Here is a 24572-nt window from a genome sequence, read left to right as displayed (position 1 = left end):
CCCACCCGGCCCGGGGCGGGGTCGGGGGGGGGCCTCACCGGCCTCCCCCCCCTCAACAAAACCACTTAACCCCCCCCGCCGCTGTCATACGGGGATCCCAAGGGACAAAGGCCAAGAGCTAAAACCAAAGCCAAAGCCAAAGCCAAAAGCAAAGGCAAAGGCAAAGCCAAAGGCAAAGGCAAAGGCAAAGCCAAGCTCGCGCCGACGTATGTTCCCCTCACCGTCATCCCTGCGAAGGCAGGAGGCGTTTTCCACGGCCGAAGGCCCGGTCATCCAGTGTCTTTGCTTCTTTTGGAGCTCAAAGAGCAGAGCAACTCCTGGGTTAGCCGTGCTTTCTCACGCACCCGCCCCTCACCCCAGCCCTCTCCCCAGAGGGGAGAGGGAGTAACGGAGTTACGCCGGGCGTTTTGCACCCAACTGCGCCAATACTTCCTGCGCCGCACGGATGCGCTCCGAGGCACCCGGCAATTCCAGATTCACCTTGAGCTTGTCCTGTCCATCCAGCTTGTACACACGCGGCTGGCCCTGGATGAGGCGAATGATCGCCATCGGGTCCACTTCCGGTTTGTCGCGGAAAGTGATGCGGCCGCCGTTGGCGCCGAAATCCAGTTTGCGGATACCCAGCGGCGTCGCCATCAGTTTGAGCTGCGCCACGGCGAACAGCTGTTTGGCGGCATCCGGCAACAGGCCGAAGCGGTCGATCATCTCCACTTGCAGGTCGCGCAGGTGCTCGTCGTTGCGTGCGCTGGCGATGCGCTTGTACAGCGTCAGGCGCGTGTGTACGTCGGGCAGGTAGTCGTCGGGAATCAGCGATGGCAGATGCAGCTCAACTTCGGTCTCGTGTTCGCTGCTGAGGTCGAAATCCGGCACCTTGCCGGATTTCAATGCGCGCACGGCGCGTTCCAGCAGTTCCGTGTAAAGGCCGAAGCCGATTTCCTGGATCTGGCCGGATTGCTCGTCACCCAGCAATTCGCCGGCGCCGCGGATTTCCAGATCGTGCGTGGCCAGCGTAAAGCCGGCGCCCAGTTCTTCCAGCGACGCGATGGCTTCGAGGCGCTTTTCCGCATCGGCGGTCATGGCCTTGCGGTCCGGCACGACAAGATAGGCGTAGGCACGGTGATGCGAACGCCCCACGCGGCCGCGCAACTGGTGCAACTGCGCCAGGCCGAAGCGGTCTGCGCGGTTGATGATGATGGTGTTGGCGGTGGGGATGTCGATGCCGGTTTCGATGATGGTGGTGCACACCAGCACGTTGAAGCGCTGGCGATGGAAATCCGCCATCACGCGTTCCAGGTCGCGCTCGGCCATCTGACCATGCGCGATGCCGATGCGCGCCTCGGGGATCAGTTCCTCCAGCTCGCGCGCCGCGCGTTCAATGGTGTCCACTTCGTTGTGCAGGAAGTAGACCTGGCCACCGCGCGCCAGCTCGCGCTGGAAGGCCTCGCGGATCAGCGCCGGCTCCCACTGCGCAATGAACGTACGCACCGCCATACGGTGTGCCGGCGGCGTGGCGATCAACGAGAGATCGCGCAGGCCGCTCATCGCCATGTTGAGCGTGCGCGGGATCGGCGTGGCCGTCATGGTGAGCAGATCCACTTCCGCGCGCAGCTTTTTCAGCTGTTCCTTCTGGCGCACGCCGAAACGCTGTTCCTCGTCCACGATGACCAAACCGAGATTCTTGAACTTGATCTCCGGCGCGAGCAGTTTGTGCGTGCCCACGATCACGTCGATCTGGCCTTCGCCCAGGCGCTTGAGCGCGTCGTTCACTTCCTTGGATGACTTGAAGCGAGACAGCACATCCACCTTCACCGGCCAGTCGGCGAAGCGGTCGGCGAAATTGCGGTAGTGCTGCTGGGCGAGCAGGGTGGTGGGCACCAGCACGGCGACCTGGCGGCCGGCCGTGGCGGCGGCGAATGCCGCGCGCAGTGCGACTTCCGTCTTGCCGAACCCCACGTCGCCGCAGATCACGCGATCCATCGCGCGTGGCGCGGCCAGGTCCTTCAGCACCGAATCGATGGCCTGTTCCTGGTCGGGTGTTTCCTCGAACGGAAAACTGCCGCCGAATTCTTCCACCATCTGGCGATCGATCGGCATCGACTCGCCGCCGCGTGCTTCGCGCTGTGCGTAGATGCCGAGCAATTCGGCCGCCACGTCGCGCACCTTTTCCGCGGCCTTGCGACGCGCACGTTCCCACGCATCGCCACCGAGCGAATGCAACGGCGCGAGATCGGGCGAGGTACCGGTGTAGCGACTGACCAGACCGAGCTGCGCCACGGGCACGTAGAGCTTGTCGCCCTTGGCGTATTCGATGATGAGGAACTCGCCGTCCATGCCGCCCAGTTCCATCGACACCAGGCCCTGGTAACGGCCTACGCCGTGATCAACGTGCACGATGGGTGCACCGATGGTGAGCTCGGTGAGATCGCGGATGATGCTTTCCGGATCGCGCGCCGCGCCACGACGACGCTTGCGTTCCGTGCGCACGCGTTCGCCGAAGAGTTCGCGTTCGGTCAGCACGGTAAGCGCCGGCTTGTTCAGCGCGAAGCCTTGTTCAAGCGCTGCGATGGTGATGGCGAGTCGTTGGTTCTCGTTGCTGAGGAAAGCCTGCCAGCCATCGATGGTGTCCGGCTTGAGGCCGGCACTGGCGAGTTGTTCGATCAAGGCCTCGCGGCGACCTGCCGAATCGGCGGCGATCAGCACACGCCCCGGATAGTTCGACAGGAAATGGCGCAGCGATGTGCCGGGTTCCTCGCCCTTGCGATTGAGCGGCAGCTCCGGCGCGGGTTGCGTGCCGATGGGCAACGCATGTTCGTGGCTGCTGTCGACCAGTTCCACGCGCAGGCGCTTGTTGAGCTGTTCGCGCAGCAGTTCCGGCGGCAGATACAACTCGGCTGGCGGCAGCACCGGTCGTTCGATGTCGTGGGCGCGCTGGTCGTAGCGCTCGCCCGTCTGCGTCCAGAACTGCTCGGCCGATTCCAGCGCACCTTCGCCCAGCAGGAACACGGCGTTGTCGGCCACGTAATCGAACAGCGTGGCTGTCTGCTCGAAAAACAGCGGCAGGTAATACTCGATGCCGCCGGGCGTCACGCCTTCCTTCATGTCCTGATAGAGCGGGCAGCGGCGCACATCGATGGGGAAGCGTTCGCGCAGGCGCGTGCGGAAATCCTTGGCGGCGTTCTCGGTCAGCGGGAATTCGCGCGCGGGCAGCAGCTCGATGTGTTCCACCTGCTGGTTGGAGCGCTGCGTTTCCGGATCGAAGCTGCGGATGGATTCCACTTCGTCGTCGAACAACTCGATGCGGAACGGCTCGGCCGAGCCCATCGGGAAGATGTCGATCAGCGCACCACGAACGGCAAAGTCGCCGGGCTCGCCCACCTGCGGCACGTTGCGATAGCCCGCAGCTTCCAGGCGCCGCTGCTCGGCGGCAAGATCGAGCTTCTGCTTCTTCCTCACCACCAGCCCCGCGCCGGTGATATGGCTGCGCGGTGCAATGCGCTGCATCAACGTGGCCATCGGCACTACCAGCACGCCGCGCTGCACGTTGGGCAACTGGTAAAGCGTGGCGATGCGCTGCGAAACGATGTCCGGGTGCGGGCTGAATACGTCGTACGGCAACGTTTCCCAATCGGGGAAGTGCAGCACCGGCAGGTTGCCCGCGAATACGCGCAGTTCGTCTTCCAGTGCACTGGCACGCTGCGTGTCGCGCGTGACGGCTACCAGCAGGCCCTGATGCGTGCGCGCGGCTGCGGCGACCAGCAGGGCGCGCGAGGAACCGTGCGGCGACGTCCAGAAACGGCGCTGCTTGGGCGTGGGGGGAAGGGCGGGGTGCGGAATCGGATTGGTCATGCGAACCCAAGGCGGGGGCGCGGCGGGGGACCACGCCAGGAAAGCGGGCAAGTGTAACGCGACCGCCCCGGACAGGCCGGGGCGGGGTGCAGCGTTTCAGATGTGGGAGCGCACCCGGTGTGCGACAAGTGCCTCAGCGGCGGGCAGCGTGTTTGTGGGCGACCGGGGCAATGTGGACCAGCGGTCGCGCACAAGTGCGCTCCTACAGGAGGGCAGGCGATGCTTCAGAGCTGCAGGGAGATCTGCGTGGTGCCCGGCTCATCCGGCGTCAGGCGGCGCACGAAGCCCAGGTCCTTGCACAGCTGGAGCATGGGACGGTTTTCCAGCAGCACGTAACCCCAGATTTCACTGAGGCCGCGGCGGCGGCAGTCGTCGACCAGGCGCTGCATGAGCAGTGCGCCAAGACCCTGGCGAGCCCAGGCATGTTCCACCAGTACGGAGAATTCCGCATTGTTGGCGGCCAGGTCCACAAAGATGCGACCCACGCCGCGCATCTCCGCCGGGCGCACCGTTTCGTCCATGAGCACGAACGCCGTTTCCACTTCGGGATCGATGTGGGTCAGGCGCTGCGCCATCGAATCGGGCAGCTCGGACATGGAGTGGAGGAAGCGGCGGCGAATATCTTCCGGCGACAGGCGGGAAAACTGGCGCTTGAGTGCGGCCACGTCACCCGGCTCGATGCTGCGCAGGAAAAGCTCGCGGCCATCGTGGGCCTGTACGCGCTCACCCTTGGGGGCGCGAGGCACTTCCACCAGGCGGGGGCGGGTGAAGCGCTCGGTGCTGCGAGCGGGCACCAGGGCGCGGCTGTTGGAGTAGTCGATGGCAGCGGTCATGGCCGTACTTTACCGTATTGTGTGCACTGCAACATGAACGGAATGGCCTGTGCATAAAGGTTTTCAGCGGTCATATGTCGCACCGCATTGCCCTGATCGTCGACCGTTTCTCTTGCGACGACCCTCTACAAGGCAGAATGCGCCAGCACGCGCGAGGCCGCGTTCAAGGAGAGTGAAATCCATGGCTGCTGCGTCCAAAGGCATCACCCCCGGGCAGGTCGAGGCGTTGTGCGGGAACTGGCCCGGCGTCACGCGTGACATCAAATGGGGCGCCGACCTGGTCTTCAGCGTAGGCGGCAAGATGTTCGCGGTAATGCCCGAGAACGGTGGCCGCATCGCCTTCAAGGTCGAAGACGACCGCTTCCTGGAGCTCACCGACCAACCCGGTATCATCGCGTCCCCTTATCTCGCCCGGTCGCGCTGGGTCTCCGTGGTGGAGCCGCAGCGGTTTGCAACGAAAGAGCTGTACGAGCACATCCGCACCTCCTACGGGCTCGTCCGCGCCAAGCTCACCAGGAAGCTGCAGGCCGAACTGGGCGAATGGCCGCTCTCCAAGGAATAAAACCGTGAAGCAGTACATCGGCAGCATTGCCCTCGTCGTGGCCGACTACGACGAAGCCATCGACTGGTACACCCGCGTGCTTGGCTTCACGCTGGCGGAAGACACCGACATGGGCGGCGGCAAGCGCTGGGTGGTCGTGGCTCCGCCGGGCGCGCCGCAGACGCGTTTGCTGCTGGCCAAGGCAACGTCGCCATCGCAGTCCGCGCGCGTGGGCGACCAGACCGGCGGTCGTGTCTTCCTGTTGCTGCACACCGACGATTTCTGGCGCGATTACCGCCGCATGGAAGCCGCTGGCGCCACCTTCTGCGAAACGCCACGCGAAGAGGCGTACGGCACCGTGGTGGTGTTCCAGGACCTGTATGGCAACAAGTGGGATCTGCTGCAGTTGAAGACGGGCTGATTCCGTCCCTTCATGTGGGAGCGCACCCTGTGCGCGACGGATTCGCGAAGCGCCGCAGTCGCGCAGAAGGTGCGCTCCCACAAGAGTTCTTCGCGTCAGTCAGTGATGTCCGGCTCGAAGAAGCTCCAGCGGATATCCGGGAACTGCGCCTTCATGGCCCGCTCGACGCTGTTGATGGCCTGCACCAGCGCGGTTTGATCGGGCGCAGGTGACATGCGAGCCTTCACCGCCACCATCACGTCCGGACCCATCTGCAACGTGATGACGTTGAGCACCACGTCCACTTCCGGGCGGGCGTTGATAAAATCCACCAGTTCCTCGCGGCGCTTGGGTTCCACGCCCTGGCCGATCAGCAGATCCTTCACCTCGCTGGCCACCGCCACCGCCACGATCACCAGCAGCACGCCGATACCAATGGTGCCCACGGCGTCGTAAAGCAGGTTGCCAGTGATCATGGTGGCGAGCACGGCGATCAGTGCGATGGCGAGGCCGAGCAGGGCGGCGAGGTCTTCGCCAAAGATCACCAGCAACTCGCTTGAACGCGTTTCATGAAACCAGCGCCACAGGCTGCGGTCGCCGCGTGCCTTGTTCACTTCCTTCAGGCAGCCGTGCATGGAAATGGATTCGGCTACCACGCCGAAGCCCAGCACGCCGATCGCCAGCCACGGCCACTTCAACGGTTCCGGATGGCTGAGCTTGTGGATGCCTTCGTAAATCGAAAACATGCCGCCCACACTGAACAGCAGCATGGCCACCAGGAACGACCAGAAATACAGCGCGCGCCCCCAGCCCAGCGGGTATTCGTCGGACGGTGGTCGATCCGCCTGCCGCATGCCCAGCAGCAACAGGCCCTGGTTGCCACAATCGGCCAGGGAATGCACGGCTTCGGCCAGCATGGCGCCGGAGCCGGTAATCAATGCCGCGACCAGCTTGCTCAGGAAAATGGCGAAGTTGGCGCCAAGCGCGAGCAGGATCGCCTTGAGTGAGTTGGCCTGGCCGGACATCGATCCCTTCCTTTCGACGAAGGCCGGCAGTTTAGCCGGCCATTCGTCGTCAGCGTATGACGCCGCCCACGCCAATGCCGAAGCTCACGTTCGACTTGCCGGCGGTCATTTCGTCGGCCGTCCATACGTGCGACTGCGCCACGCCCACCAGCGGGAACACGTAGCTGGCTTCGCCCACGTTGCCATTGCGCACGCCGGTGATGCGGCCGGTCAATGTGACCAGCGCGCCGGTCGGATAATTGAACGACTCCACATAGCCAGGCATGACGGCGATGAAGCGACCCCAGCCGCCGTTGTTGTCCAGCTTGGGACGCTGCGAGCTGTCGAGCGGATAGCCCACGATCTCCACCTCGCTGCGGTCGGCGAGGTTGCGCACTTCCACCACGCGTCCGCCCCAGATCACATCCGCATTGGTGAACTGGTTGGGCGACTGCGCCACGATGTTCGGCGCCGTGGCGACGGTGGTCGTCGCCGGCTTGTAGATCGGCGCGGGCGCGCAGCCGGCAAGGGCCAGCAGGCCGCTGGCGATGGCACTGCGCATAAGTGTGCTGGTGACGTGGTTCATGGCCGTATCCCGCTGGGTTTGATTCGAGCTTAACGGGCTCGCCGGGCGGAAGGTATACGGCCCGTACAAACCGGGCTGAGCGTTCAGCTGGCGCTGTCTTCGACCAGCCAGTCCAGCCGCCATTGCGCCGGACGCTCCTGCGACAGCATGGGCGCCATCACGCGGAGCGAATCGCGCAGGGCCTCGTCGAGCTTCCACGGTGCATTGAGGATGACCATGCCCGACCCATTGAGGCGCAGCGGCGAGTCGTCCGGGTGCACCAGCAACTCGGCGCGCAGCACGCGACGCGAGCCGCAGTTCTGCAACCAGCGATGAAACGGCTGCACCTGGCTGCGCAGCTTGATCGGATACCACACCGCGTAGACGCCCGTGGGCCAGCGCTGGAGAGCTGCCTTGAGTGCCTTTTCGATGATGCGGTATTCGGAGTCCTGTGCTTCATACGGCGGATCGATCAACACCAGTCCTCGCTTTTCCTTCGGCGGCAACAAGGCATTGAGTGCTTCGTAACCATTGCGGTGATGCACATGGACACGATGGTCGTGATGGAACAACTCACGCAGGCGCGAGGCTTCTTCCGGGTGCAGCTCGCACAGCTGCGCGCTGTCGATATCGCGCATGGCACTGGCGACCAGCAGCGGCGAACCGGGGTAAAGCTTGAGCCCATGCTCGTTGCCGGGAAGCCGCAGGATGGCATCGAGCCAGCGGCGCAGCAGCGGCGGCAGCGTGTGGTGCTTGCCGTCGGCGGCGTGGAGATCGGGGAAAAGCAGGCGCGAGATGCCGTCCTTGTACTCCCCCGTCTTGCCCGCCTCCTTACTGTCCAACGCGTAGCAACCGCTGCCGGCGTGGGTGTCGACAAAAGCGAACGGCGTGGGCTTGGCCTGCATCGCTTCAACGAGGGCGAGCAGGACGGTGTGCTTGAGGACATCGGCGAAGTTGCCGGCGTGGTAGGCGTGGCGGTAGTTCATGGGGATTGGGGGCGCCGGAGGGTGGGTCATTATAGGGTGTGGCGCACACGGAGCCGGCTTTGGCTCCCTCTCCCCTTTGGGGAGAGGGTTGGGGTGAGGGGTGGGTGCTCGCGGGAACGTGTCTATCCATCACCGCCATCCTGGCGATGATGTCCTTATCTCTCACCGTCATTCCCGCGAAGGCGGGAGGCGCTTTTCAACGGCCGAAGGGCCGGTCATCCAGTGACTTTGCGCTTTTGCTCGTTTGCGGACTCTCCGTACCCTAGCCGCCTGCCGCGGGCTTCCGCCGATCTGCCGATCGCCGGGTCACTTTTCTTTGCGTGCCCAAAGAAAAGTAACCAAAAGAAAAGGCACCCCCACTTGGCGCTGTCTGGGCTTGCAGCCCAGCCAGTCCGTGAGGGGCGGCCGGGCTTTTCGACCGGGCTCCTGCCCGGGCGAAAAGTGCCTGACATCCATGTCAGGCACCCCTGCGGGGCCTGCTCGTCCACCCCTCACCGCCGCACAGGAAGCCCAAGATCAAGAGCGGAGCGGACGGCTCGTGCCGCTGCGCTGCACATCGCGTCGCGAAGCGTTGCACGCGTGGTGGCTTCTTCTTGGGTGGGACAGCGTCTGTTTTCGATCTTCTGTAGGAGCGCACTTGTGCGCGACAACCCGGCGACACGGTGACATTCAGGCGACGGTCGCGCACAAGTGCGCTCCTACAAGGGATCGCAAGACCGGAGGATGGCCTTCGATCCATCACTGACACCCACGTGCGATCCATCACTCACACCCACGTGTCGATCTCTTGCAGGCAAGAGCAAAGCGCAGTGGCTTGCCGCTCCAAATCCTCTTCGCTTTGCTGCGACGCGACGCGTCATCAGGCACCCGCTGTCTCTCGGCGGAGGATGCAAACGCTCCTCAACCGTCCGGGCTTATCTCCAAACCCCCAAGGACCCACCTCCAGAGTTGAGCCCCCAACCCCCACATCGCTATGCTCCCGGCATGCCCCGTCACCTGTTCCGCCATCTACGCCGCTGCCGCACCTTGTTGGTGCTGGCGCTGTGCGCATGGCTGACGCTTTCCAGTGTGGCGTGGGCCATGCCGCGGCATGACGATTGCTGTCCGTCGGACATGAGCGTGGCGGCCATGCAGCACGTGTCGACCGATCACGGCGCGACACATGCATCCAGCGCGGCGGCAGACAGTTGCTGTACCCACGCGCCGGCCAGCGTGCCCGATTCCCTGGTGCCGCACGTGCTTCACGTGCAGGCCAATAACTCGCTGGCCCAGGCACGGCGTGAAGCGGCGCCGCAGCCGGTGTACGAACCGCCTTTGCGGCCGCCGGTCGCCTGACTCTCCGTTGAAGGTCGCAGGCCGGCACAAGCCGGTCGGTTTGATGCGCCTGCGTGACAGGCGAGCATGACGGAGCAGGGCAATGGATAAGCAGGAACCGCGCGGCTTTCAGCTGCCGCGTCGGCGTTTCGTACAAGGGTTGGCGTTGGGTGGCGTGGCGGCAGGGCTTGGCCTTTGGCGGGGTAATGCGTTTGCGCAGGTGGTGACACCACGCGCCGAGTTGAATGGCCAACGTTTCGAGTTGGAGATCGGTGAGCTGCCTGTCGACTTCACCGGTCGCAAGCGCATCGCCACGGTGGTGAACGGCCAGTTGCCGGCGCCGCTGCTGCGTTGGCGGCAGGGCGATACCGTGACGCTGCGCGTGCGCAATCGGCTCAACGTGGCCAGCTCCATCCATTGGCACGGCATGGTGTTGCCGGCGGACATGGATGGCGTCCCTGGCCTGAGCTTCGATGGCATTCCGGCCGGCGGCGAATACACCTACCGGTTCACCGTTAACCAGTCGGGTACGTACTGGTATCACAGCCATTCGCGTTTCCAGGAGCAAACAGGACTCTACGGTCCCATCGTGATCGAACCACGCGACGGCGAACGCCAGCACGCAGACCGCGATTACGTAGTGATGCTCAATGACTGGACCGACCTGGATCCGGAAACCATCTACGCCAATCTGAAAAAGCAGAGCGGGTACTACAACGTCGGCAAGCGCACCGTGGGCGACTTCCTGCACGATGCTGGCGACGATGGCGTTTCGAAAGCCCTCGCGGATCGGCGCATGTGGAATCAGATGCGCATGGACCCTACGGATCTGGCCGATGTGTCCGCCGTTGCCTATACCTATCTGGTGAATGGCTGTACGCCAGCCGGCAATTGGACGGGGCTGTTCAGTGCCGGGGAGAAGGTACGCCTGCGTTTCATCAACGGCTCGTCGATGACGCTCTTCGACGTGCGCATCCCGGGCTTGAAGATGACCGTGGTAGCTGCCGACGGGCAGGCCATCGAACCGGTGACGGTGGACGAGTTTCGCATCGGCACGGCGGAAACCTATGACGTGATCGTGCAGCCGTCGGCGGATCGTGCGTGGACCATTTTCGCGCAGAGCATGGATCGCACGGGTTTTGCCCGCGCCACGCTGGCGCCGCGCGCGGGCATGGTGGCTGATGTTCCCGCGCTTGATCGGCGCCCCTTGCTGAGCATGGGCGACATGATGGGTGCGATGGATCACGGCCATGCATCGCACGATATGGCCAGCATGGACATGATGGCGATGCCTGGCGTGGCCGGCATGTCCATGACGCATGAGGCGGCTCCTTCAGCGCCGTTGAACACCAGCCCCGAAGTGGACATGCGCGTGCCAACACCACGCAGCAACCTCGACGATCCCGGCGTGGGCCTGCGCGACAACGGGCGCCGCGTACTCACCTACGGTGACTTGCACACCGACACCGCGCCCATTTCCGCGGACGTCGACCGCGAGCTGACATTGCGGCTCACGGGCAACATGGAACGGTATCTGTGGTCGTTTGACGGTACGCGCTATTCAAAAGCGGAGCCGTTGCGATTGCGGCACGGGGAACGCGTGCGCATCGTGCTGGTGAACGACACCATGATGATCCACCCCATCCACCTGCACGGCATGTGGAGCGAGCTCGAATCGCCGGATGGTGCGTTCCAGGTGCGCAAGCACACGGTGATGGTGCAGCCCGCGCAACGCCTGGCGTATCGTGTGAATGCGGATGCGCCGGGACGCTGGGCTTACCACTGCCATCTGCTCTATCACATGGAAGCGGGCATGTTCCGCGAAGTGGTGGTGGCATGAAGAACGCGCTTGCCTTCGCCATCGCAGCCATGTCCGCTTCGCTGCCTTTGCCGCTGCTGGCGCAGAGCATGGACATGCAGGACATGCCCGGCATGACCATGCCTTCACCGCAGGATCATGACCACGCGCACGATGCGCCGCCACCCTCGGCGCCCATGCCCATGCCCATGCCCATGGATCACGCGAACCACGATATGGCATCGATGGATGCCCCGCCGTTGCCGCCCAACGATCATGTGCCGCCGCCTGCGCCGCAGTACACGCCGCACGACATGACGCCGTCGCAGATGAACGCAATGATGCAGATGGACGACAACGCATCGCTGGGCATGTTCATGCTCGATCGCCTTGAACGCAGTCGAAGTACCGGTGGCGACTACGCGATAAGCTGGGAAGCCGAAGGCTGGTACGGCAACCCCATCGATCGCGTATGGCTGAAGACCGAGGGCGAACGCACCAGCGATGGCACGGAAGATGGCCGTCTGGAACTGCTTTGGAGCCACGCGTGGAGCAGCTTCTGGGACGGGCAGCTCGGTGTGCGGCAGGATTTCGGGCGGGGTCCGAATCGACAGTGGCTGGCGGCTGGCGTGGAAGGCCTGGCGCCGTGCTGGTTCGAGACGCAGGCCACTTTTTATGTCGGCGAAGAAGGCCGTACGGCGCTGCGTCTGGAAACGAGCTATGACATGCGATTCACGCAGCGGTTGATCCTGACGCCGCAGATCGAACTCAACGTCTATGGCAAGGACGATCCGCAGCGAGGCGTCTCATCGGGCCTGTCGGATGTGCAGGCCGGCCTGCGCTTGCGCTACGAATTCAGTCGCAAGCTTGCGCCGTATGTGGGCGTGGATTGGATGCGTCGCTTCGGTAACGCCAGCGATGTTCCCGGCATGCCGGTGTGGCATGCGCGGGAAACGACGTGGGTCGCTGGCGTTAGGATCTGGCTCTGACGAACGCCCTGTGCCCGGCACCGTCGGGCACAGGGCGCCGCGTTGATCAGTAAGCGACGGTAATGCGCTGGCGGCGCGCGTCGTTCTTCTCGATGCGATCGAACAAGGCCATCGCATAGTCGGGAATGCTGATCTGGCTCTTGCCGTTGGCGCCCACCAGCAATTGGTCGCTGCCCACGCGATACGTGCCGGTGCGCGGGCCGTCTTCGAGCAACGCGGCCGGGCTGATGTACGTCCAGTCGACGTCGCTCTTGCTGTGGCGGAATACCTCAAGTGCCTTTGCCTGGCCCAGCGCTTCGGCTTTCCAAGCGTCGGGAAAGTGCGGATCGTCCACCACGCGCACGCCGGGCGATGTTTCCAGCGAACCCGCGCCGCCCACCCAGACCAGGCGCTTCACGCCCGCCTTGGGCAAATAGTCCAGCGTGGTGGCGGCCAGGGTCGGCACGGCGTCGTTGGAACCGTCGCGTCGGGCGGAAATGCTCACCACCGCCACATCGGCGCCGCGCACGGCGTCCAGCCACGTGTCCGGCTTGGCAAGGTCGCCGGTAACGACGGTAACGCGCGCATCCTGGTTGGCCAGTCGCGCGGGGTCACGAACAATGGCGGTCACATCCGCGCCGCGCGCAAGGGCTTCTTCAAGAATGGCGTGGCCGACATGGCCGGTGGCGCCGAACAAGGCGATCTTCATGGACGATTGTCTCCAGGGGGAAGGGGAGTGCCACGGACGATGACGCGCAGCGCGTGAAAGAATCGCCAGCGGGGAACGGGGCTGATGATGCGCCCGCCGCTGATACGGATAAACGCATCAAAAGGGAAATCACTGTAAAGTTTGAATTGACAGTGAGGAAAAGCTATTGGCCGACGTCAATCTCAATCGCTTATCGGTATTCGTGGCCCTGGTACGCGCAGGTTCGTTCACTGCGGCGGCCGAAGTACTGGGCATGACCAAGGCGATGGTGAGCCAGCACATCGCACGACTGGAAGGCGAACTGGGCGTAACGCTGCTTTCCCGCAGCACGCGACGCATGGCGTTGACCGAAGCGGGAGCGGCGTTTCATGCCGCCTGCGTGCGCATCCTGGCCGAGGCCGAAGACGCCATCGCGCTGGTGGGGCGTGCGCAGGAAAAGCCCAGCGGCACGTTGCGGCTCACGGCCACCAGCGATTACGGCACGGCGGTGGTGGCGCCCGCGCTGGCGGCGTTTCTTCGCGCGCATCCGGACATGCAGGCGGATCTTGTGCTCGACGATCACATGAGCGACCTGATCGCCGAGCGCTTCGACCTTGCCGTTCGCATGGGATTGTTGCGCGACTCGAACCTGCGTTCCATGCGCCTGGGATCGTTCCGCCAGTTGATGGTGGCGTCGCCCGCATACCTCTCACGCAGCGGTTCACCGCGCCTGATAACCGACCTCGCTTCGCACGACTGGGTGGCGCTGGCGCTGCTCGCGACACCGCTGCGCTGGACGTTCACCGCCCCCGACGGTTCGCGCCGCACCGTGCGCATGCGCCAGGTGGTGCAGGCGAACAACGTCACGGCGGCGCACGCACTGGTATGCCACGGCGCCGGCGTCAGCGTGTTGCCCGACTACCTGGTGACCGAGGACATCCGGCAGGGGCGCCTTGTCGCGCTGATGGCGCAGTACAGCCTGCTGACATGTGGCATCTACGCGGTGTATCCGGGCAAGCAACCGCCGGCCAAGGTGCGTGCCTTCATCGAGCACATGCGCGAAACGCTCGCCGCAGTCGATTGAGTCGATCAACCCTGGAACATGTAGAACAGGTAGGCCATGAACAGGATCAGGTGCACGGCGCCCTGGAGCACGTTCGTGTGGCCGCTGGAGAACGTCACCAGGCTCACCGTGAGCGTCAGCAGGAACAGCACCAGGTCCGTATGTTGCAGGCCCAGCTCGATGGGGTGGGCCGTGAAGTGGCTGATGACGAGAATGGCCGGAATGGTGAGGCCAATCGTGGACAGCACCGAGCCGAGAAAAATGTTCACGGAACGCTGCATGTGGTTGCCCCGTGCAGCCTTTACCGCGCCGATGCCCTCGGGCGTGGCCACCAGCACGGCCATCACCAGGCCCGCAAGCGCGGCAGGCTCGCGCAGTGTTTCCACCACGTAATCCACGGGGTGAGCGAGCTTCTCCGCGAGGTACACCACCGGCACCATGTAGGCGCCGAGCATCAGTGCATGGAACAGGGTGCGCGACAGGCCGCCATGCAGGACGGCGGCGGTCTCGTCATCGTCGTCGGGAGCGAAATAGGCGCGGTGTCGGCGTGTCTGCAAGGCCAGAAAGGCGATGTAGAGGCCGGCGCACGTCACGGCGAGGAACGCTTCCTGGGCGAACGTGAGCGTGGCTTGCCGGTGCGCGGCGAAGTTGGGCATCACCAGCGCAAGAATGCCCAACGGAATCACCACGCCGAGATAGGCATTCGCACCCTGCAGGTTGTATTGCTGTTCGCGATGGCGCCAACCGCCCGCCAGCAGCGACAGGCCCACCATGCCGTTGAGCACGATCATGGTAACGGCGAACAACGTGTCGCGCGCCAGCGTGGGGTTGTTTTCGCCGTGCAGCATGATGGCGGTGATGCTGATGACTTCGATGGCCGTGATCGACAGCGTCAACACCAGCGTGCCGTAGGGTTCGCCCAGTTGTTCACCCAGATGCTCCGCATGGCGCACCACGGCAAGTGCGGAGCCCAGGATCACGGCGAACAGCCACACGAAGATCACTGCCAGCCAGAAGGGGCCGTCGAGGCCATCGAGCAAGCGTGGGCTGGCGAAAAGAAAGGCCACGGACGTGGCCACGCTGGCCGCGAGAAACCATTCGCGCCGGACAAGCCTGGATAATCCGCCAGACGACATCGCAAGCACCTCGCGCCAACCGGCGGCAGGCGCCGGTTACCTCAGGAAGGGGGAGGGCTCACCCTCCCGAACAACGGCGCCTATTCAACCACACTGTGGCTTTCCGCCGTGCCCAGCAGTTCCGGCTGGGACGCCGGTGCCTGTTTGCGGGAGAGCAGTGGGTGCACGAACACTGCCGCCAGAATCACGGCCACGCCGGCATAGAACCAGCCGTCCAATTGCCGTTGTTCGCCGAGCAGCACGATGGCCAGCACAATGGCGTACACCGGCTCCAGGTTCGTCACCATCTGCGTGCCGAAGGCGCTCATGTGCCGCAGCGCCACCAGCGCCAGCGCGAACGGCAGCAGGGTGCAGCCGAACGACAGCAACAGCAGCAGCGTTGCATCGTGAAGGCTGGGCAGCACGAAAGCCGGTCCAGCATGAGGCAGCAACGGTGCCAGCAAGGTCAGGAACAGCGTGCCCGTGCCAAGCTCGATGCAGGTCACGGTGAGCGGGTCGCCATGTTCCACCAGCCGCTTGTTGAATGCGCCAAACAGCGCCACCAGCAACGCGGACAATGCGCCCACCACAATGCCCATGCGCATGCCGGTGGGCACGCCACCCACCACCATCGCCACGCCGGGCACCACCGCCACGCCGATCAGCAATTCGCGCGGATCGAACTTGCGCTTCGCGATCCAGGGTTCCACCAGCGACAGGAATACCGGACCTAGCGCGATGCAGGTCGCACCCACCGATGCATTGGCAAGCTTGATCGAGGCGTAGAACGTGAGCCAGTGCAGCGACACCAGCACGCCGATACCCGCGTAACCCCAGCGCAGCCTGGCAGGCATCGCCTTCAATCCGCGCCATACCTTGGGGATGAGCAGCAGCGCGCCGGAGACCAGCAGCGTGCGCCACCACACCAGCTGCAGCGCCGGCAGGGTAATCAGCTTGCCGAGGATGGCCGTGAAGCCCCAGAGCAGGACGCAGAAATGGATCTGCCAGCGGGCTTTGGTAACCGGTTGCATGCACGCACGTCGAAAATGGGGAAGCACCGCATTCTAGCGGTGCTCCCCGCCGTTGGCGTGGTGCGTCAGTGGGACGGTGGCGTGGGTGGCTGCGGCGTGCCCGGCTTGGGTGCCGTGCCTGCCTTGGAGGCGCCGCGCATCTGTTCCAGCACCGTGGCGCAGGTGTTGTCCGGCTCGCCCTTGCTGGTTGCCACCAGCGGCAACAGGGCCGCGATGGGGGTGGCCAGCACGCCCAGCGCCACGGCGCCGCCGCCGCGCAGGATCAGCGGGCCGGGCTGCACGCCCACGTCGGGATTCTTCAGCGTGCCCTTGACGTAAAGCGGCGAACGCAAGGAGAAGATGCGCAAGCCCTTCGATTCCGGACGGACGTCCAGATCCAGCTTCTCGTTGGCAAAATTCACCGTGCCGTTGACGCGGATGGTGGCGTCTTCGGTGTCGAACACGAACAGGCGCGTTTCGTACAGGCCGTTCGTGGCCGTCAGGTCCGATGCCGCGCAGTTGATCTTCACCGTCTTGTCGCCGAACAACTTGGCGATGACGATGTTGGCCACGTTGAGGCCGGCCGTTTCCAGCAGCGTCTTGCTGATCGCACCATCGTTCATCAGCAGCTTCAGCTCGCCGGTGGACGTGCCCATCAGCTCGCTCACCGAATTGCCGCGGGCATTGATCGCTGCATCGCCGTTGATCTCGCCAAAGCTCGTCTGCATCGGCGCGAACGTGGGGAAGAGTTCCTTGAGCTTGATGTGTCGCGCCTTGAGCTTGATGTCACCCTTCATCGGCGTCACGCTGCCGTCCAGGTGCAGGTTGCTGGCAACCTTGCCGCCGGCGAGGTCGAAGTCGAGCGGATTGAGCGTCAGCACGCCGTTGTCCATGACGACATGCGTGGACAGCGCGTTGATGGGCAGGGACGCCTCGCGCACGATCCTGGCGGCGCTGAAGGTGACATCGGCATCCATGGCGCGCCAGCGATCCGTGCGGAATGGCTCCACGGGCAACACCTTGTCAGACGGCGTAGGTGTCGCGTCGCCGCGCTGCTCTTTCTGGGCGTTGGAATCGGCGCCGATCAGCGGTGCGAGATCGGCGAAACGGAGCAGCTGTGACTTCACATTGCCACTCAGCTTCGGTCTTGCACCACCGGTATCGAAGGCAAGATCGCCGGCCAGGTCGCTGCCACCCACGCGGCCGCGGAAGTGATCGTAGGAGAAATGGCTGGCGCCCTTTTTAAGGTTGGCGCGCAGATGGCCTTCCGTGGCATACGGCGGTGTGTCGGGCAGGGTGACGCCCGTGAGCGGATACAGCTTGGCCATGCTGCTGCCGGAAAACCACAGGCGAATATTCAGCGCGGCCAGATGCAACGGGTCGGTGAGCGTGCCGACCAAGGCGATATGCGTGTCACCCACATGCACATCCGCCTGAAGCGGGAAGGGCTGGTCGGTCTGCTGCAAGGCCAGTACGCCGCCGGTCTTGCCGTTGCCTTCCACCGGCGCGCCCTGATACTTGCCCAGGGCCTGCCACGCAAACTGGTAGGTGGCGGTGGTGCTGCCGGGTTTGTTCTCGTCGGTGCCGGCATCCTTCTCCAGCGTCACCTTGGCGTTCGAACCCACCGTCTTGCTCGCCTGCTCGCGTGCATCCTTCGATTGCTGCGAAACAATGTCGCCATAGGAAATGGCACGCTGCAGCATCTCCATGGTGATCTGCAGTTCCGCCTTGTTCATCGCATCGTTGAGCGTGATATGGCCACGGTCAAAGCCGATGGCATGCAGGTCCAGTGTCCATGCCGAGGGTGAGCCATTGCCAAGGTCGAAATTCCAGTTGGCCTGGCCTTGTGCGTCGCGCTCAAGATCGATGGTGGGCTGCGTGAGATAGAGCACCGGGATCTCCACGCGATGCACGATCAACGGCAGTGGAGAAATGCGGAAGCGCAATGCTTCGAGCTGCGCAAACTGAGGCTGGCTGGCCCACGAGGGATTGCCGACGCGAATGTCCTGCGCAACGAATTCCGGCCACGGTACCCAACCCTCGATGCCGCTGGCACGCTCTTCGCGGCGCCAGCGAACGCTCAGGTCGCCATTGATGGCGAACGGACGTCCAAGGGTTTCGCTGGCGTGCGCATTGATGGTGGGCTTGAGTCGGTTCCAGTCGAATGTGGCGATGACGATCAACAGCACCACGATCAGCGCCACGCAGACGCCGACAATCCATGACAGTATTTTCCAGCCCCGCCGCATGCGTTGCTCCGTTCAGGGTGTGCGGCCATCCTGCCGGGCTTGGGGGTGAAGAACGTGTCGTCGTTGGGTTCAGGGCTAAGGCAGTGTTCACCCAAAGGCGTCATTTGTGCGCAAGCGCGGCATGCAGGGATGCATGCCGCTTTTCGCCGTGGATAACGTCAGTGCGCGGTCTTCGCGTCGCGCACGGGAATGGTGACGCTGCACACATCGACCTTGCCGGTCGGGACGCGGTAGAAATCGTCGAAGCGATTGCGCTTGGCATCGACCAGCGCCGCGAACGTCGCACTGTCCGTGCGAAGCACCTGGATCTGCGGTCGCTGCGCGGCGGGGATGTCCGACGCGAGGCGCACCGAAGAAATCATGACGTGCTGTTCGGGCTTCTCATAGAAACCCAACGGTCCCGTGCCGCGCGGCAGGCCGGAGAGAAACTCCATGCCCTGCAGCACGCGCCCCACGACGGCGATGTTGCGGTCGAGCGCGCGCGGTGCCTGGCCAATCACCGCATACAGCTCGGCGCCGCTGCCCGTTTCCGGATCGATGTCGCGCCCCACGCCGACCATGCCGTAGCAATGCGTCAACCATTCCTGCTGGTGCGTCTGATCGCGTGCGACGGGAAAGCCTTCGGAGAAACCCACTTCGGGCGCGTAGAAGTCACCGTCCTTCAGTGGCGTGAAGGGCAGCTTGGCGTCGTAAACGCGGGTGTATTCCGGTGGCAGCTTTTCTTTGGCGGAGCCCAGCGGCTTGAGCTTGCTCTTGTCGCCGTTGTCGTCATCACTGGCAGGGTCGCCCCATTGGGTGACGAAATTGTCGTGCACGCGCGTAATGGCCAGTCCGTCGTAGTAGTGCTCGTGGGCCATCGTACGAATGTTGGTGACGTGCAGCGGTGCGAAATCCGGCGCGAGTTCGATCAGCACGCGGCCTTGCGGCAGCTGCATCACCAGCAGGTTCTGCGGATCGGGCGTGCGCCATTCCTGGGGCTGCGATTTGGCCAGCAGTTCCTTGGGTGCCGGTGTGCGCGCCGGCTGGGTTTCGTCGGCCGATACCGCAACGGGCAGGGCAATGGCCAGAGCAAGGGCAAGGCAACGGCGCAGCAGCATGGAATCTCCCCCGGATGGAAAGCCTGCAAGGTAGCAGAGTGGCGCGGGAGTGCGCGGCGCGCGCACGTTCCGGCGGGAAATACAAGCCGCGAAACGGCGGCCAAGGTTATCTACAATGCCGCCCCCTTGCCGTATCTGCATCGCCCATGGACATCCTCGTCAACCAAGAACTCAAGGCCTATATCGACCCGCTGACGCCGGAGGAGTACGAGTCGCTGGAGCGCAGCCTGCTCGCCGAAGGCTGCCGCGATTCGCTGGTGCTGTGGGGCAACGTGCTGGTGGACGGACACAACCGCTACGGCATTTGCCGCAAGCACAACCTGCCGTTCAATACGGTACAGAACACGCGCTTCCAGTCGATGGACGACGTGCACCTGTGGATGATCGAGCAGCACCTGGGGCGCCGCAGCGTGTCGGATTTCCAGCGTGGCGTGCTGGCACTGCGCAAGCGCGAGATCCTGGCCGAACGTCGCGAGCGCGCCAAGCCGGCCGACGATGAAGTCGCGCCAGCACCCGATGCATCGCCGGACGTTGCGCAGGACGCCGCGCCGCCCGCGGCAACCGCCAAGGCGGAGGCCTTGCCGAGCCGGCAGGCCATCGCGCGCGAGGCGCGCCTGAGCAACAACCAGGTGGTGATGATCGAAAAGATCCAGAAGCAGGCCGCGCCGGAAGTGGTGGCGGCGGTGAAATCGGGTGTGCTTTCGATCAATGCCGCGGCCGCCGTGGCCAGCCTGCCCGAAGAGGAGCAGCGGGCCGCAGCCAGCGCGGGCGACGACGAGCTGAAGCAGGCCGCCAAGCGCGTGCGGGAAGCCAAGCGCAAGCCGAAAAAGGAAGCCGAAGATGGCGCGGGCGACGACCTGCCCACGCTGCGCCGCCGTGTTGCCGAATTGTCGGCAGAAGTGGCTGAGCTGAACGCCGACAACGGCGCCCTGCGCGAACAGCTGGCGCGATGGGAGCGCACGGCCGGCGAGTGATGCAGGGACCACGCCGCCGCGCCCCCCGGTGCCGCGCGGCGACGCACCGAACGGTGATTTACCCATTCGGGTAACGCTGCGGTGGACCATTGCGATGCCGGCTGACGTCCTTGTCACGCTGGCGTCCCGATACTCGAAGGGATTGATGAAGCACATGCCGCTTCTTTCCCACGAGGACATCGACACATGGCAAGCACGAAAGTCTCCGACGTCGTCACCGAAACGCTGCACGTGGCGGGCGTTCGCCGCATTTATGGCCTCGTGGGCGCCAGCCTCAACGGCATCACCGAATCCCTGCGTCGCCGCGGTGACATCGACTGGATTCACATGCGGCACGAGGAAGCTGCCGCTTTCGCCGCCGGTGCGGAGGCGCATCTCACCGGAGAACTTGCGGTATGCGCAGGTAGTTGCGGACCGGGCAACTTGCACCTGATCAACGGACTGTTCGATTGCCACCGTTCGCACGTGCCGGTGCTGGCCATCGCGGCGCATATTCCCAGTGCGGAAATCGGTCGCGGCTATTTCCAGGAAACGCATCCGGAATCGCTGTTCCGCGAATGCAGCTGTTATTGCGAACTGGTGTCGAGTCCCGAGCAGCTGCCGGGTGTGCTGGAAAGCGCGATTCGCGCCGCCGTGGGTTTGCGCGGTGTGGCCGTGGTGATCATTCCCGGTGATGTGGCGCTGCGCGAACTGGACGCCAAGCCGGCGGCTGGCCCGTCCCTGGCACTGCGCGCACCCGTGGTGACCCCAGCCGGGGAAGATATCGAAGCGCTCGCGCAACTGCTCAACAGCGGCAAGAAAGTCACCTTGCTGTGCGGCCGTGGTTGCGCCGGCGCGCACGATCCGCTGATCAAGCTTGCCGAGGCGCTGAAGTCGCCCATCGTGCATGCGTTTGGCGGCAAGGAATACGTGGAATACGACAACCCCTACGATGTGGGCATGACGGGGCTGATCGGCTTCAGCTCCGGCTATCACGCCATGTTGAATTGCGACACGTTGTTGATGCTGGGCACGGATTTCCCGTATCGCCAGTTCTATCCCACGGAAGCCAGGATCGCGCAGGTGGATTTGCGGCCGGAGAATCTCGGACGCCGTGCGCGTCTCGACCTTGGCATGGTGGGCGATGTCGTCGCGACTATTGAAGCGTTGCTTCCCAAGCTGAAACCCAAGACGGACAGGGCACACCTTGATGCATGCCTCGCGCACTACCGCAAGGCGCGCGAAGGCCTGGACGAACTCGCTATCGGAAAACCCGGCAAAAAGCCCATTCACCCGCAATACCTGGCCAAGCTGGTGAGCGACGCCGCGGCGGACGATGCGGTGTTCACCTTCGACGTGGGCACGCCATCCATCTGGGCTGCGCGCTACCTGAAGATGAATGGCCATCGCCGCCTCATCGGTTCGCTCGTGCACGGCTCGATGGCGAATGCCATGCCGCAGGCGATAGGCGCGCAGTCGGCGTATCCGGGACGGCAGGTGATCAGCCTTTCGGGTGACGGCGGTTTCAGCATGTTGATGGGCGACTTCCTCACGCTGGTGCAACAGAAGCTGCCGGTGAAGATCGTGGTGTTCAACAACCACACGCTGGGTTTCGTGGCGTTGGAGATGAAAGCGGGTGGTTACCTGGAAACAGGCACGTCGCTGGTCAATCCCGATTTCGCCGCCATGGCGCGCGCAGTGGGCGTGCACGGCATTCGGGTGGAAGATCCCGCCGATCTTCCCGCGGCCATCAAGGACATACTTGCGCACGACGGACCTGCGTTGCTCGACGTGGTGACCAACACGCAGGAACTGGCGATGCCGCCCAGCATCAAGCTGGAGCAGGCCAAGGGCTTCGGCCTGTGGGCGCTGCGCACGGTGATCAACGGACGCGGTGACGAACTGGTCGAGCTGGCGAAGACGAACCTGTTTCGTTGATCGAGGAAACTAGCGGCCCTGGTAGCCGCGGTCGCGGCGCACGCGGTAAAGCTGATTGTCCGCCTGCGCCAGCGCCGCATCCAGCGGCGCGTCGCCGAAACGGATGGCGTGCCCCATCGTGAAACCGATGGGCGCGCTGGCACGTGCGCTGTCCAGGCGCTGCATGATGGCGAGCGTGTCCTGTTCGCCGGCACCCGGCAGCAGCACCACGAATTCGTCGCCGCCGGAACGGACCACGATGTCATCGGGTCGAACATGCGTCGTGAGGAACTGGCCCATGGCCACCAGCACCTGGTCGCCGCGTTGGTGGCCGTAGGTATCGTTCACCGACTTGAACCTTTCCAGGTCGATCACGATGCAACCCCATGGCTCACCACGCACGAGGTTCTCGGCAACCTGGCCGAGATAGCGCCGGTTATATAAGCCCGTGAGCGAATCGCGCACGCTCCATTCGCGCAACTGGCTTTCGTGGCGCATGCGTTCGGTGACGTCGAGTGCATGGCCGAGCACGTAAGGGTCTTCGCCCTCGGTGTCCAGCGAGTTGTGGTACTGCCAGGTCAACGTGTTGCCGCTTTTCGACTGGATGCGCAGCAGGCCTTGCGCCACGCCCGTGGTGGTGACGCGTTGCAGGTAGGCATCGAACATGGGATGCAAGGTCGGTTCGATCAGGTCCTTGAACGGCCGGCCCAGCAGCTCGCCCATCGAATAACCCAGCGACTGCGCGGCCGCCGGGTTGGCCGAAAGAATGGTGCCATCCAGGTCGTGCGTGCAGATGAGTCCCAGGCTTTCCTCGAACAGTTTGCGGAAGCGATGCTCGCTGCGCTGCACGTATTCCACGGCACGCTTGCGTTCGGAGACATCCACCAGCGTGCCGTAGATCCACAGCGGCGCACCGTCGTCGGTATGGCTGATGACGCGTCCGCGCAGCAGACCCCACAGCCAGTGCCCATCCTGATGGCGCAGCCGCGCTTCGCTTTCGAACAGCGGGCGTTCGCCGCGTAGATGTTCCTGCAGGCGTTCGTCCAGCAGGGGCAGGTCGTCGGGATGGGTGAGGCGTCGTTGCGCGCCCTGGACAATGCCACCTTCGTCCGCGCGCAGATGACGCCATACGCTCGACGAAAGCAGATCAAGGTCTTCCAGCTTGTAGCCGAGAATGCGCGCCCATTGTTCGTTGAAGCGCATCTCGCCGGTCTGGATGTTCCATTCCCACGTGCCGGCCTGTGAGGCATCGAGAATGGCGGCCAGACGCTTGCGGTCATCCATCTGCAACCGATGCAGCAGGGCCTCGCGATGCAGCGATTCGCTGCGTTCAAGCGCCGCCTTGCGTTGTTCCAGGGCCTCGGCGGCAGCACGCGCGAGTTCGCGCAGGATGGAGGCCTGTTGCTCGGACAGTTCGCGCGGACGTCGATCGATGACGCACAGCGCGCCCATGCGCAGGCCGTCACCCAGCGTGATGGGCGCACCCGCATAGAACCGGATATGCGGCGCGTCGGTAACCAGCGGGTTGTCCGAGAAGCGCGGATCTTTCATGGCATCGCGCACCACGAAGGGCTCATCGCCAAGGATGGTGTACGAGCAGAAGGCGATGTCGCGCGAGGTTTCGGCCGTTCCTTCCAGCCCGATGTTGGACTTGAACCACTGGCGCCTGTCATCGACCAGCGTCATCAACGCAATGGGCGCACCGGTGAGCAGCGATGCGGCGCGGGTCAGGGCATCGAACAGGGGCTCCGCTTCGGAATCGAGCACGCCGAGCGAGAGCAACCGCTCAAGGCGTCGCCCTTCGTCGGATGCAAGCGGAGCCGGCACTGCCATGAGTCCCCCGGAAAATACTGCGTCAGCCTATGCCCGGTCCTCGCGGAACGCTGTGGTTCCGGTCACAGGCGTTGTTGCGGCCGTCACATATAGCCGTGCGGGCGTGAATGCTTTGAGCAGAGGCCAGGTGGGTGTCGGGCAGGGGGCGGGCATTTGGCTGCGGCCGGGACGCGGCTTATAGTCGGCGCGACCAACCGGGGAAAGCCATGTCCGCAGAGCAAGGCAAGAAGACCAGCGGTTACCTGTTTCTGGCGGCCGGGGCCATGTTCCTGGTGGCCGCTTATATCGGCCACCTGACGGCCTTCTGGGGTGTCGGCACCATGTTCCTGTTGCTGGGCGTGGCGTGCCTGGTGAAGGGGCGCGACAAGAGTCCCGAATAAGGCCGCAGCCCC

20 protein-coding genes are annotated in these 24572 nt (G+C 64.2%); 9 read left to right on the top strand and 11 right to left on the bottom strand.

Features of this window, described 5'->3' with window-relative positions; genetic code table 11:
- Window positions 1–393 precede the first annotated feature (393 nt).
- Both mfd and DK366_RS08500 read right to left on the bottom strand, forming a co-directional pair.
- Entirely contained in the window at window positions 394–3846 is a 3453-nt protein-coding gene (mfd, locus tag DK366_RS08505) for a transcription-repair coupling factor (RefSeq protein WP_109125097.1), read from the bottom strand.
- Between the two features lie 224 nt (window positions 3847–4070).
- Window positions 4071–4679: a GNAT family N-acetyltransferase gene (locus DK366_RS08500; RefSeq protein ID WP_109125096.1), complete on the bottom strand. Its 609-nt coding sequence runs from the start codon at window positions 4677–4679 to the stop codon at window positions 4071–4073.
- A gap of 181 nt (window positions 4680–4860) precedes the next feature.
- On the opposite strand from DK366_RS08500, the gene DK366_RS08495 reads away from it, so the two are divergent.
- On the top strand, window positions 4861–5241 hold the full coding sequence (locus DK366_RS08495; protein ID WP_109125095.1) for an MmcQ/YjbR family DNA-binding protein: 381 nt from the start codon (window positions 4861–4863) through the stop codon (window positions 5239–5241).
- Window positions 5242–5245: 4 nt separating this feature from the next.
- Entirely contained in the window at window positions 5246–5641 is a 396-nt protein-coding gene (locus DK366_RS08490) for a VOC family protein (protein ID WP_109125094.1), read from the top strand.
- 95 nt (window positions 5642–5736) lie between these two features.
- On the opposite strand, the gene DK366_RS08485 is transcribed toward DK366_RS08490, so the two are convergent.
- The 3 genes from DK366_RS08485 to rlmJ form a co-directional block, all read right to left on the bottom strand.
- Window positions 5737–6645 (bottom strand): cation diffusion facilitator family transporter, encoded by a 909-nt coding sequence (locus DK366_RS08485; protein WP_109125093.1) that lies wholly within the window; start codon window positions 6643–6645, stop codon window positions 5737–5739.
- A gap of 49 nt (window positions 6646–6694) precedes the next feature.
- Complete coding sequence (locus DK366_RS08480) at window positions 6695–7210, bottom strand: Slp family lipoprotein (RefSeq protein WP_109125092.1); 516 nt, start codon at window positions 7208–7210, stop codon at window positions 6695–6697.
- A gap of 83 nt (window positions 7211–7293) precedes the next feature.
- The gene (gene rlmJ, locus DK366_RS08475) at window positions 7294–8175 is read right to left on the bottom strand and encodes a 23S rRNA (adenine(2030)-N(6))-methyltransferase RlmJ (protein WP_109125091.1); all 882 of its coding nucleotides are present in this window, start codon (window positions 8173–8175) and stop codon (window positions 7294–7296) included.
- A 984-nt stretch (window positions 8176–9159) separates the two neighbouring features.
- Here rlmJ and DK366_RS08465 point away from each other — a divergent pair.
- The 3 genes from DK366_RS08465 (at window position 9160) to DK366_RS08455 (ending at window position 12276) form a co-directional block, all read left to right on the top strand.
- Window positions 9160–9510, top strand: a complete 351-nt coding sequence (locus tag DK366_RS08465; protein WP_109125089.1) for a hypothetical protein — start codon at window positions 9160–9162, stop codon at window positions 9508–9510.
- A gap of 82 nt (window positions 9511–9592) precedes the next feature.
- Complete coding sequence (locus DK366_RS08460) at window positions 9593–11329, top strand: copper resistance system multicopper oxidase (protein WP_109125088.1); 1737 nt, start codon at window positions 9593–9595, stop codon at window positions 11327–11329.
- Window positions 11326–12276 carry a copper resistance protein B gene (locus tag DK366_RS08455; RefSeq protein WP_109125087.1) on the top strand — a complete coding sequence of 317 codons (951 nt, stop codon included), beginning with the start codon at window positions 11326–11328 and terminating at the stop codon, window positions 12274–12276. The genes DK366_RS08460 and DK366_RS08455 overlap by 4 nt, the downstream gene beginning before the upstream one ends.
- 46 nt (window positions 12277–12322) lie before the next feature.
- On the opposite strand, the gene DK366_RS08450 is transcribed toward DK366_RS08455, so the two are convergent.
- Window positions 12323–12964: an NAD(P)H-binding protein gene (locus DK366_RS08450; protein ID WP_109125086.1), complete on the bottom strand. Its 642-nt coding sequence runs from the start codon at window positions 12962–12964 to the stop codon at window positions 12323–12325.
- A 166-nt stretch (window positions 12965–13130) separates the two neighbouring features.
- Here DK366_RS08450 and DK366_RS08445 point away from each other — a divergent pair, with 166 nt between their 5' ends.
- Entirely contained in the window at window positions 13131–14027 is an 897-nt protein-coding gene (locus tag DK366_RS08445) for a LysR family transcriptional regulator (RefSeq protein WP_109125085.1), read from the top strand.
- Window positions 14028–14032: 5 nt separating this feature from the next.
- Here the strand turns inward: DK366_RS08445 and DK366_RS08440 are convergent, their stop codons facing one another.
- The 4 genes from DK366_RS08440 to DK366_RS08425 form a co-directional block, all read right to left on the bottom strand.
- A complete protein-coding gene (locus DK366_RS08440; RefSeq protein ID WP_109125084.1) occupies window positions 14033–15142 on the bottom strand; it encodes a calcium:proton antiporter in 1110 nt (369 codons plus the stop codon).
- A gap of 80 nt (window positions 15143–15222) precedes the next feature.
- Window positions 15223–16152, bottom strand: coding sequence for a DMT family transporter (locus DK366_RS08435; protein WP_109125083.1), 930 nt, complete (start codon window positions 16150–16152; stop codon window positions 15223–15225).
- A gap of 65 nt (window positions 16153–16217) precedes the next feature.
- On the bottom strand, window positions 16218–18380 hold the full coding sequence (locus tag DK366_RS08430) for an AsmA family protein (protein ID WP_109125082.1): 2163 nt from the start codon (window positions 18378–18380) through the stop codon (window positions 16218–16220).
- A 158-nt stretch (window positions 18381–18538) separates the two neighbouring features.
- A complete protein-coding gene (locus tag DK366_RS08425) occupies window positions 18539–19477 on the bottom strand; it encodes a peptidylprolyl isomerase (RefSeq protein ID WP_109125081.1) in 939 nt (312 codons plus the stop codon).
- Between the two features lie 146 nt (window positions 19478–19623).
- On the opposite strand from DK366_RS08425, the gene DK366_RS08420 reads away from it, so the two are divergent.
- Window positions 19624–20451: a plasmid replication/partition related protein gene (locus DK366_RS08420; RefSeq protein ID WP_109125080.1), complete on the top strand. Its 828-nt coding sequence runs from the start codon at window positions 19624–19626 to the stop codon at window positions 20449–20451.
- A 186-nt stretch (window positions 20452–20637) separates the two neighbouring features.
- Window positions 20638–22368: a ubiquinone-dependent pyruvate dehydrogenase gene (gene poxB, locus DK366_RS08415; RefSeq protein WP_109125079.1), complete on the top strand. Its 1731-nt coding sequence runs from the start codon at window positions 20638–20640 to the stop codon at window positions 22366–22368.
- 9 nt (window positions 22369–22377) lie between these two features.
- Here poxB and DK366_RS08410 read toward each other — a convergent pair whose 3' ends face one another.
- Window positions 22378–24180 carry a PAS domain S-box protein gene (locus DK366_RS08410; protein WP_109125078.1) on the bottom strand — a complete coding sequence of 601 codons (1803 nt, stop codon included), beginning with the start codon at window positions 24178–24180 and terminating at the stop codon, window positions 22378–22380.
- A gap of 206 nt (window positions 24181–24386) precedes the next feature.
- Here DK366_RS08410 and DK366_RS21175 point away from each other — a divergent pair, with 206 nt between their 5' ends.
- Complete coding sequence (locus DK366_RS21175; RefSeq protein ID WP_157956476.1) at window positions 24387–24560, top strand: hypothetical protein; 174 nt, start codon at window positions 24387–24389, stop codon at window positions 24558–24560.
- Window positions 24561–24572: the final 12 nt, after the last annotated feature.

This window comes from Dyella sp. C11, assembly GCF_003121485.1.
Taxonomy (GTDB): Bacteria; Pseudomonadota; Gammaproteobacteria; order Xanthomonadales; family Rhodanobacteraceae; genus Dyella.
This window is presented reverse-complemented; position numbering and strand designations above follow the sequence as displayed.

Excerpts from the sequence above, each read along its gene's own strand:
- DK366_RS08495 (WP_109125095.1), top strand. The coding sequence starts at position 4,861 with ATGGCTGCTGCGTCCAAAGGCATCACCCCCGGGCAGGTCGAGGCGTTG.
- DK366_RS08430 (WP_109125082.1), bottom strand. The coding sequence starts at position 18,380 with ATGCGGCGGGGCTGGAAAATACTGTCATGGATTGTCGGCGTCTGCGTG.
- mfd (WP_109125097.1), bottom strand. The coding sequence starts at position 3,846 with ATGACCAATCCGATTCCGCACCCCGCCCTTCCCCCCACGCCCAAGCAG.
- DK366_RS08455 (WP_109125087.1), top strand. The coding sequence starts at position 11,326 with ATGAAGAACGCGCTTGCCTTCGCCATCGCAGCCATGTCCGCTTCGCTG.
- poxB (WP_109125079.1), top strand. The coding sequence starts at position 20,638 with ATGGCAAGCACGAAAGTCTCCGACGTCGTCACCGAAACGCTGCACGTG.
- DK366_RS08450 (WP_109125086.1), bottom strand. The coding sequence starts at position 12,964 with ATGAAGATCGCCTTGTTCGGCGCCACCGGCCATGTCGGCCACGCCATT.
- DK366_RS08500 (WP_109125096.1), bottom strand. The coding sequence starts at position 4,679 with ATGACCGCTGCCATCGACTACTCCAACAGCCGCGCCCTGGTGCCCGCT.
- DK366_RS08440 (WP_109125084.1), bottom strand. The coding sequence starts at position 15,142 with ATGTCGTCTGGCGGATTATCCAGGCTTGTCCGGCGCGAATGGTTTCTC.
- DK366_RS08480 (WP_109125092.1), bottom strand. The coding sequence starts at position 7,210 with ATGAACCACGTCACCAGCACACTTATGCGCAGTGCCATCGCCAGCGGC.
- DK366_RS08420 (WP_109125080.1), top strand. The coding sequence starts at position 19,624 with ATGGACATCCTCGTCAACCAAGAACTCAAGGCCTATATCGACCCGCTG.
- DK366_RS08485 (WP_109125093.1), bottom strand. The coding sequence starts at position 6,645 with ATGTCCGGCCAGGCCAACTCACTCAAGGCGATCCTGCTCGCGCTTGGC.
- DK366_RS08410 (WP_109125078.1), bottom strand. The coding sequence starts at position 24,180 with ATGGCAGTGCCGGCTCCGCTTGCATCCGACGAAGGGCGACGCCTTGAG.
- DK366_RS08435 (WP_109125083.1), bottom strand. The coding sequence starts at position 16,152 with ATGCAACCGGTTACCAAAGCCCGCTGGCAGATCCATTTCTGCGTCCTG.
- DK366_RS08460 (WP_109125088.1), top strand. The coding sequence starts at position 9,593 with ATGGATAAGCAGGAACCGCGCGGCTTTCAGCTGCCGCGTCGGCGTTTC.
- DK366_RS08465 (WP_109125089.1), top strand. The coding sequence starts at position 9,160 with ATGCCCCGTCACCTGTTCCGCCATCTACGCCGCTGCCGCACCTTGTTG.
- DK366_RS08425 (WP_109125081.1), bottom strand. The coding sequence starts at position 19,477 with ATGCTGCTGCGCCGTTGCCTTGCCCTTGCTCTGGCCATTGCCCTGCCC.
- DK366_RS21175 (WP_157956476.1), top strand. The coding sequence starts at position 24,387 with ATGTCCGCAGAGCAAGGCAAGAAGACCAGCGGTTACCTGTTTCTGGCG.
- rlmJ (WP_109125091.1), bottom strand. The coding sequence starts at position 8,175 with ATGAACTACCGCCACGCCTACCACGCCGGCAACTTCGCCGATGTCCTC.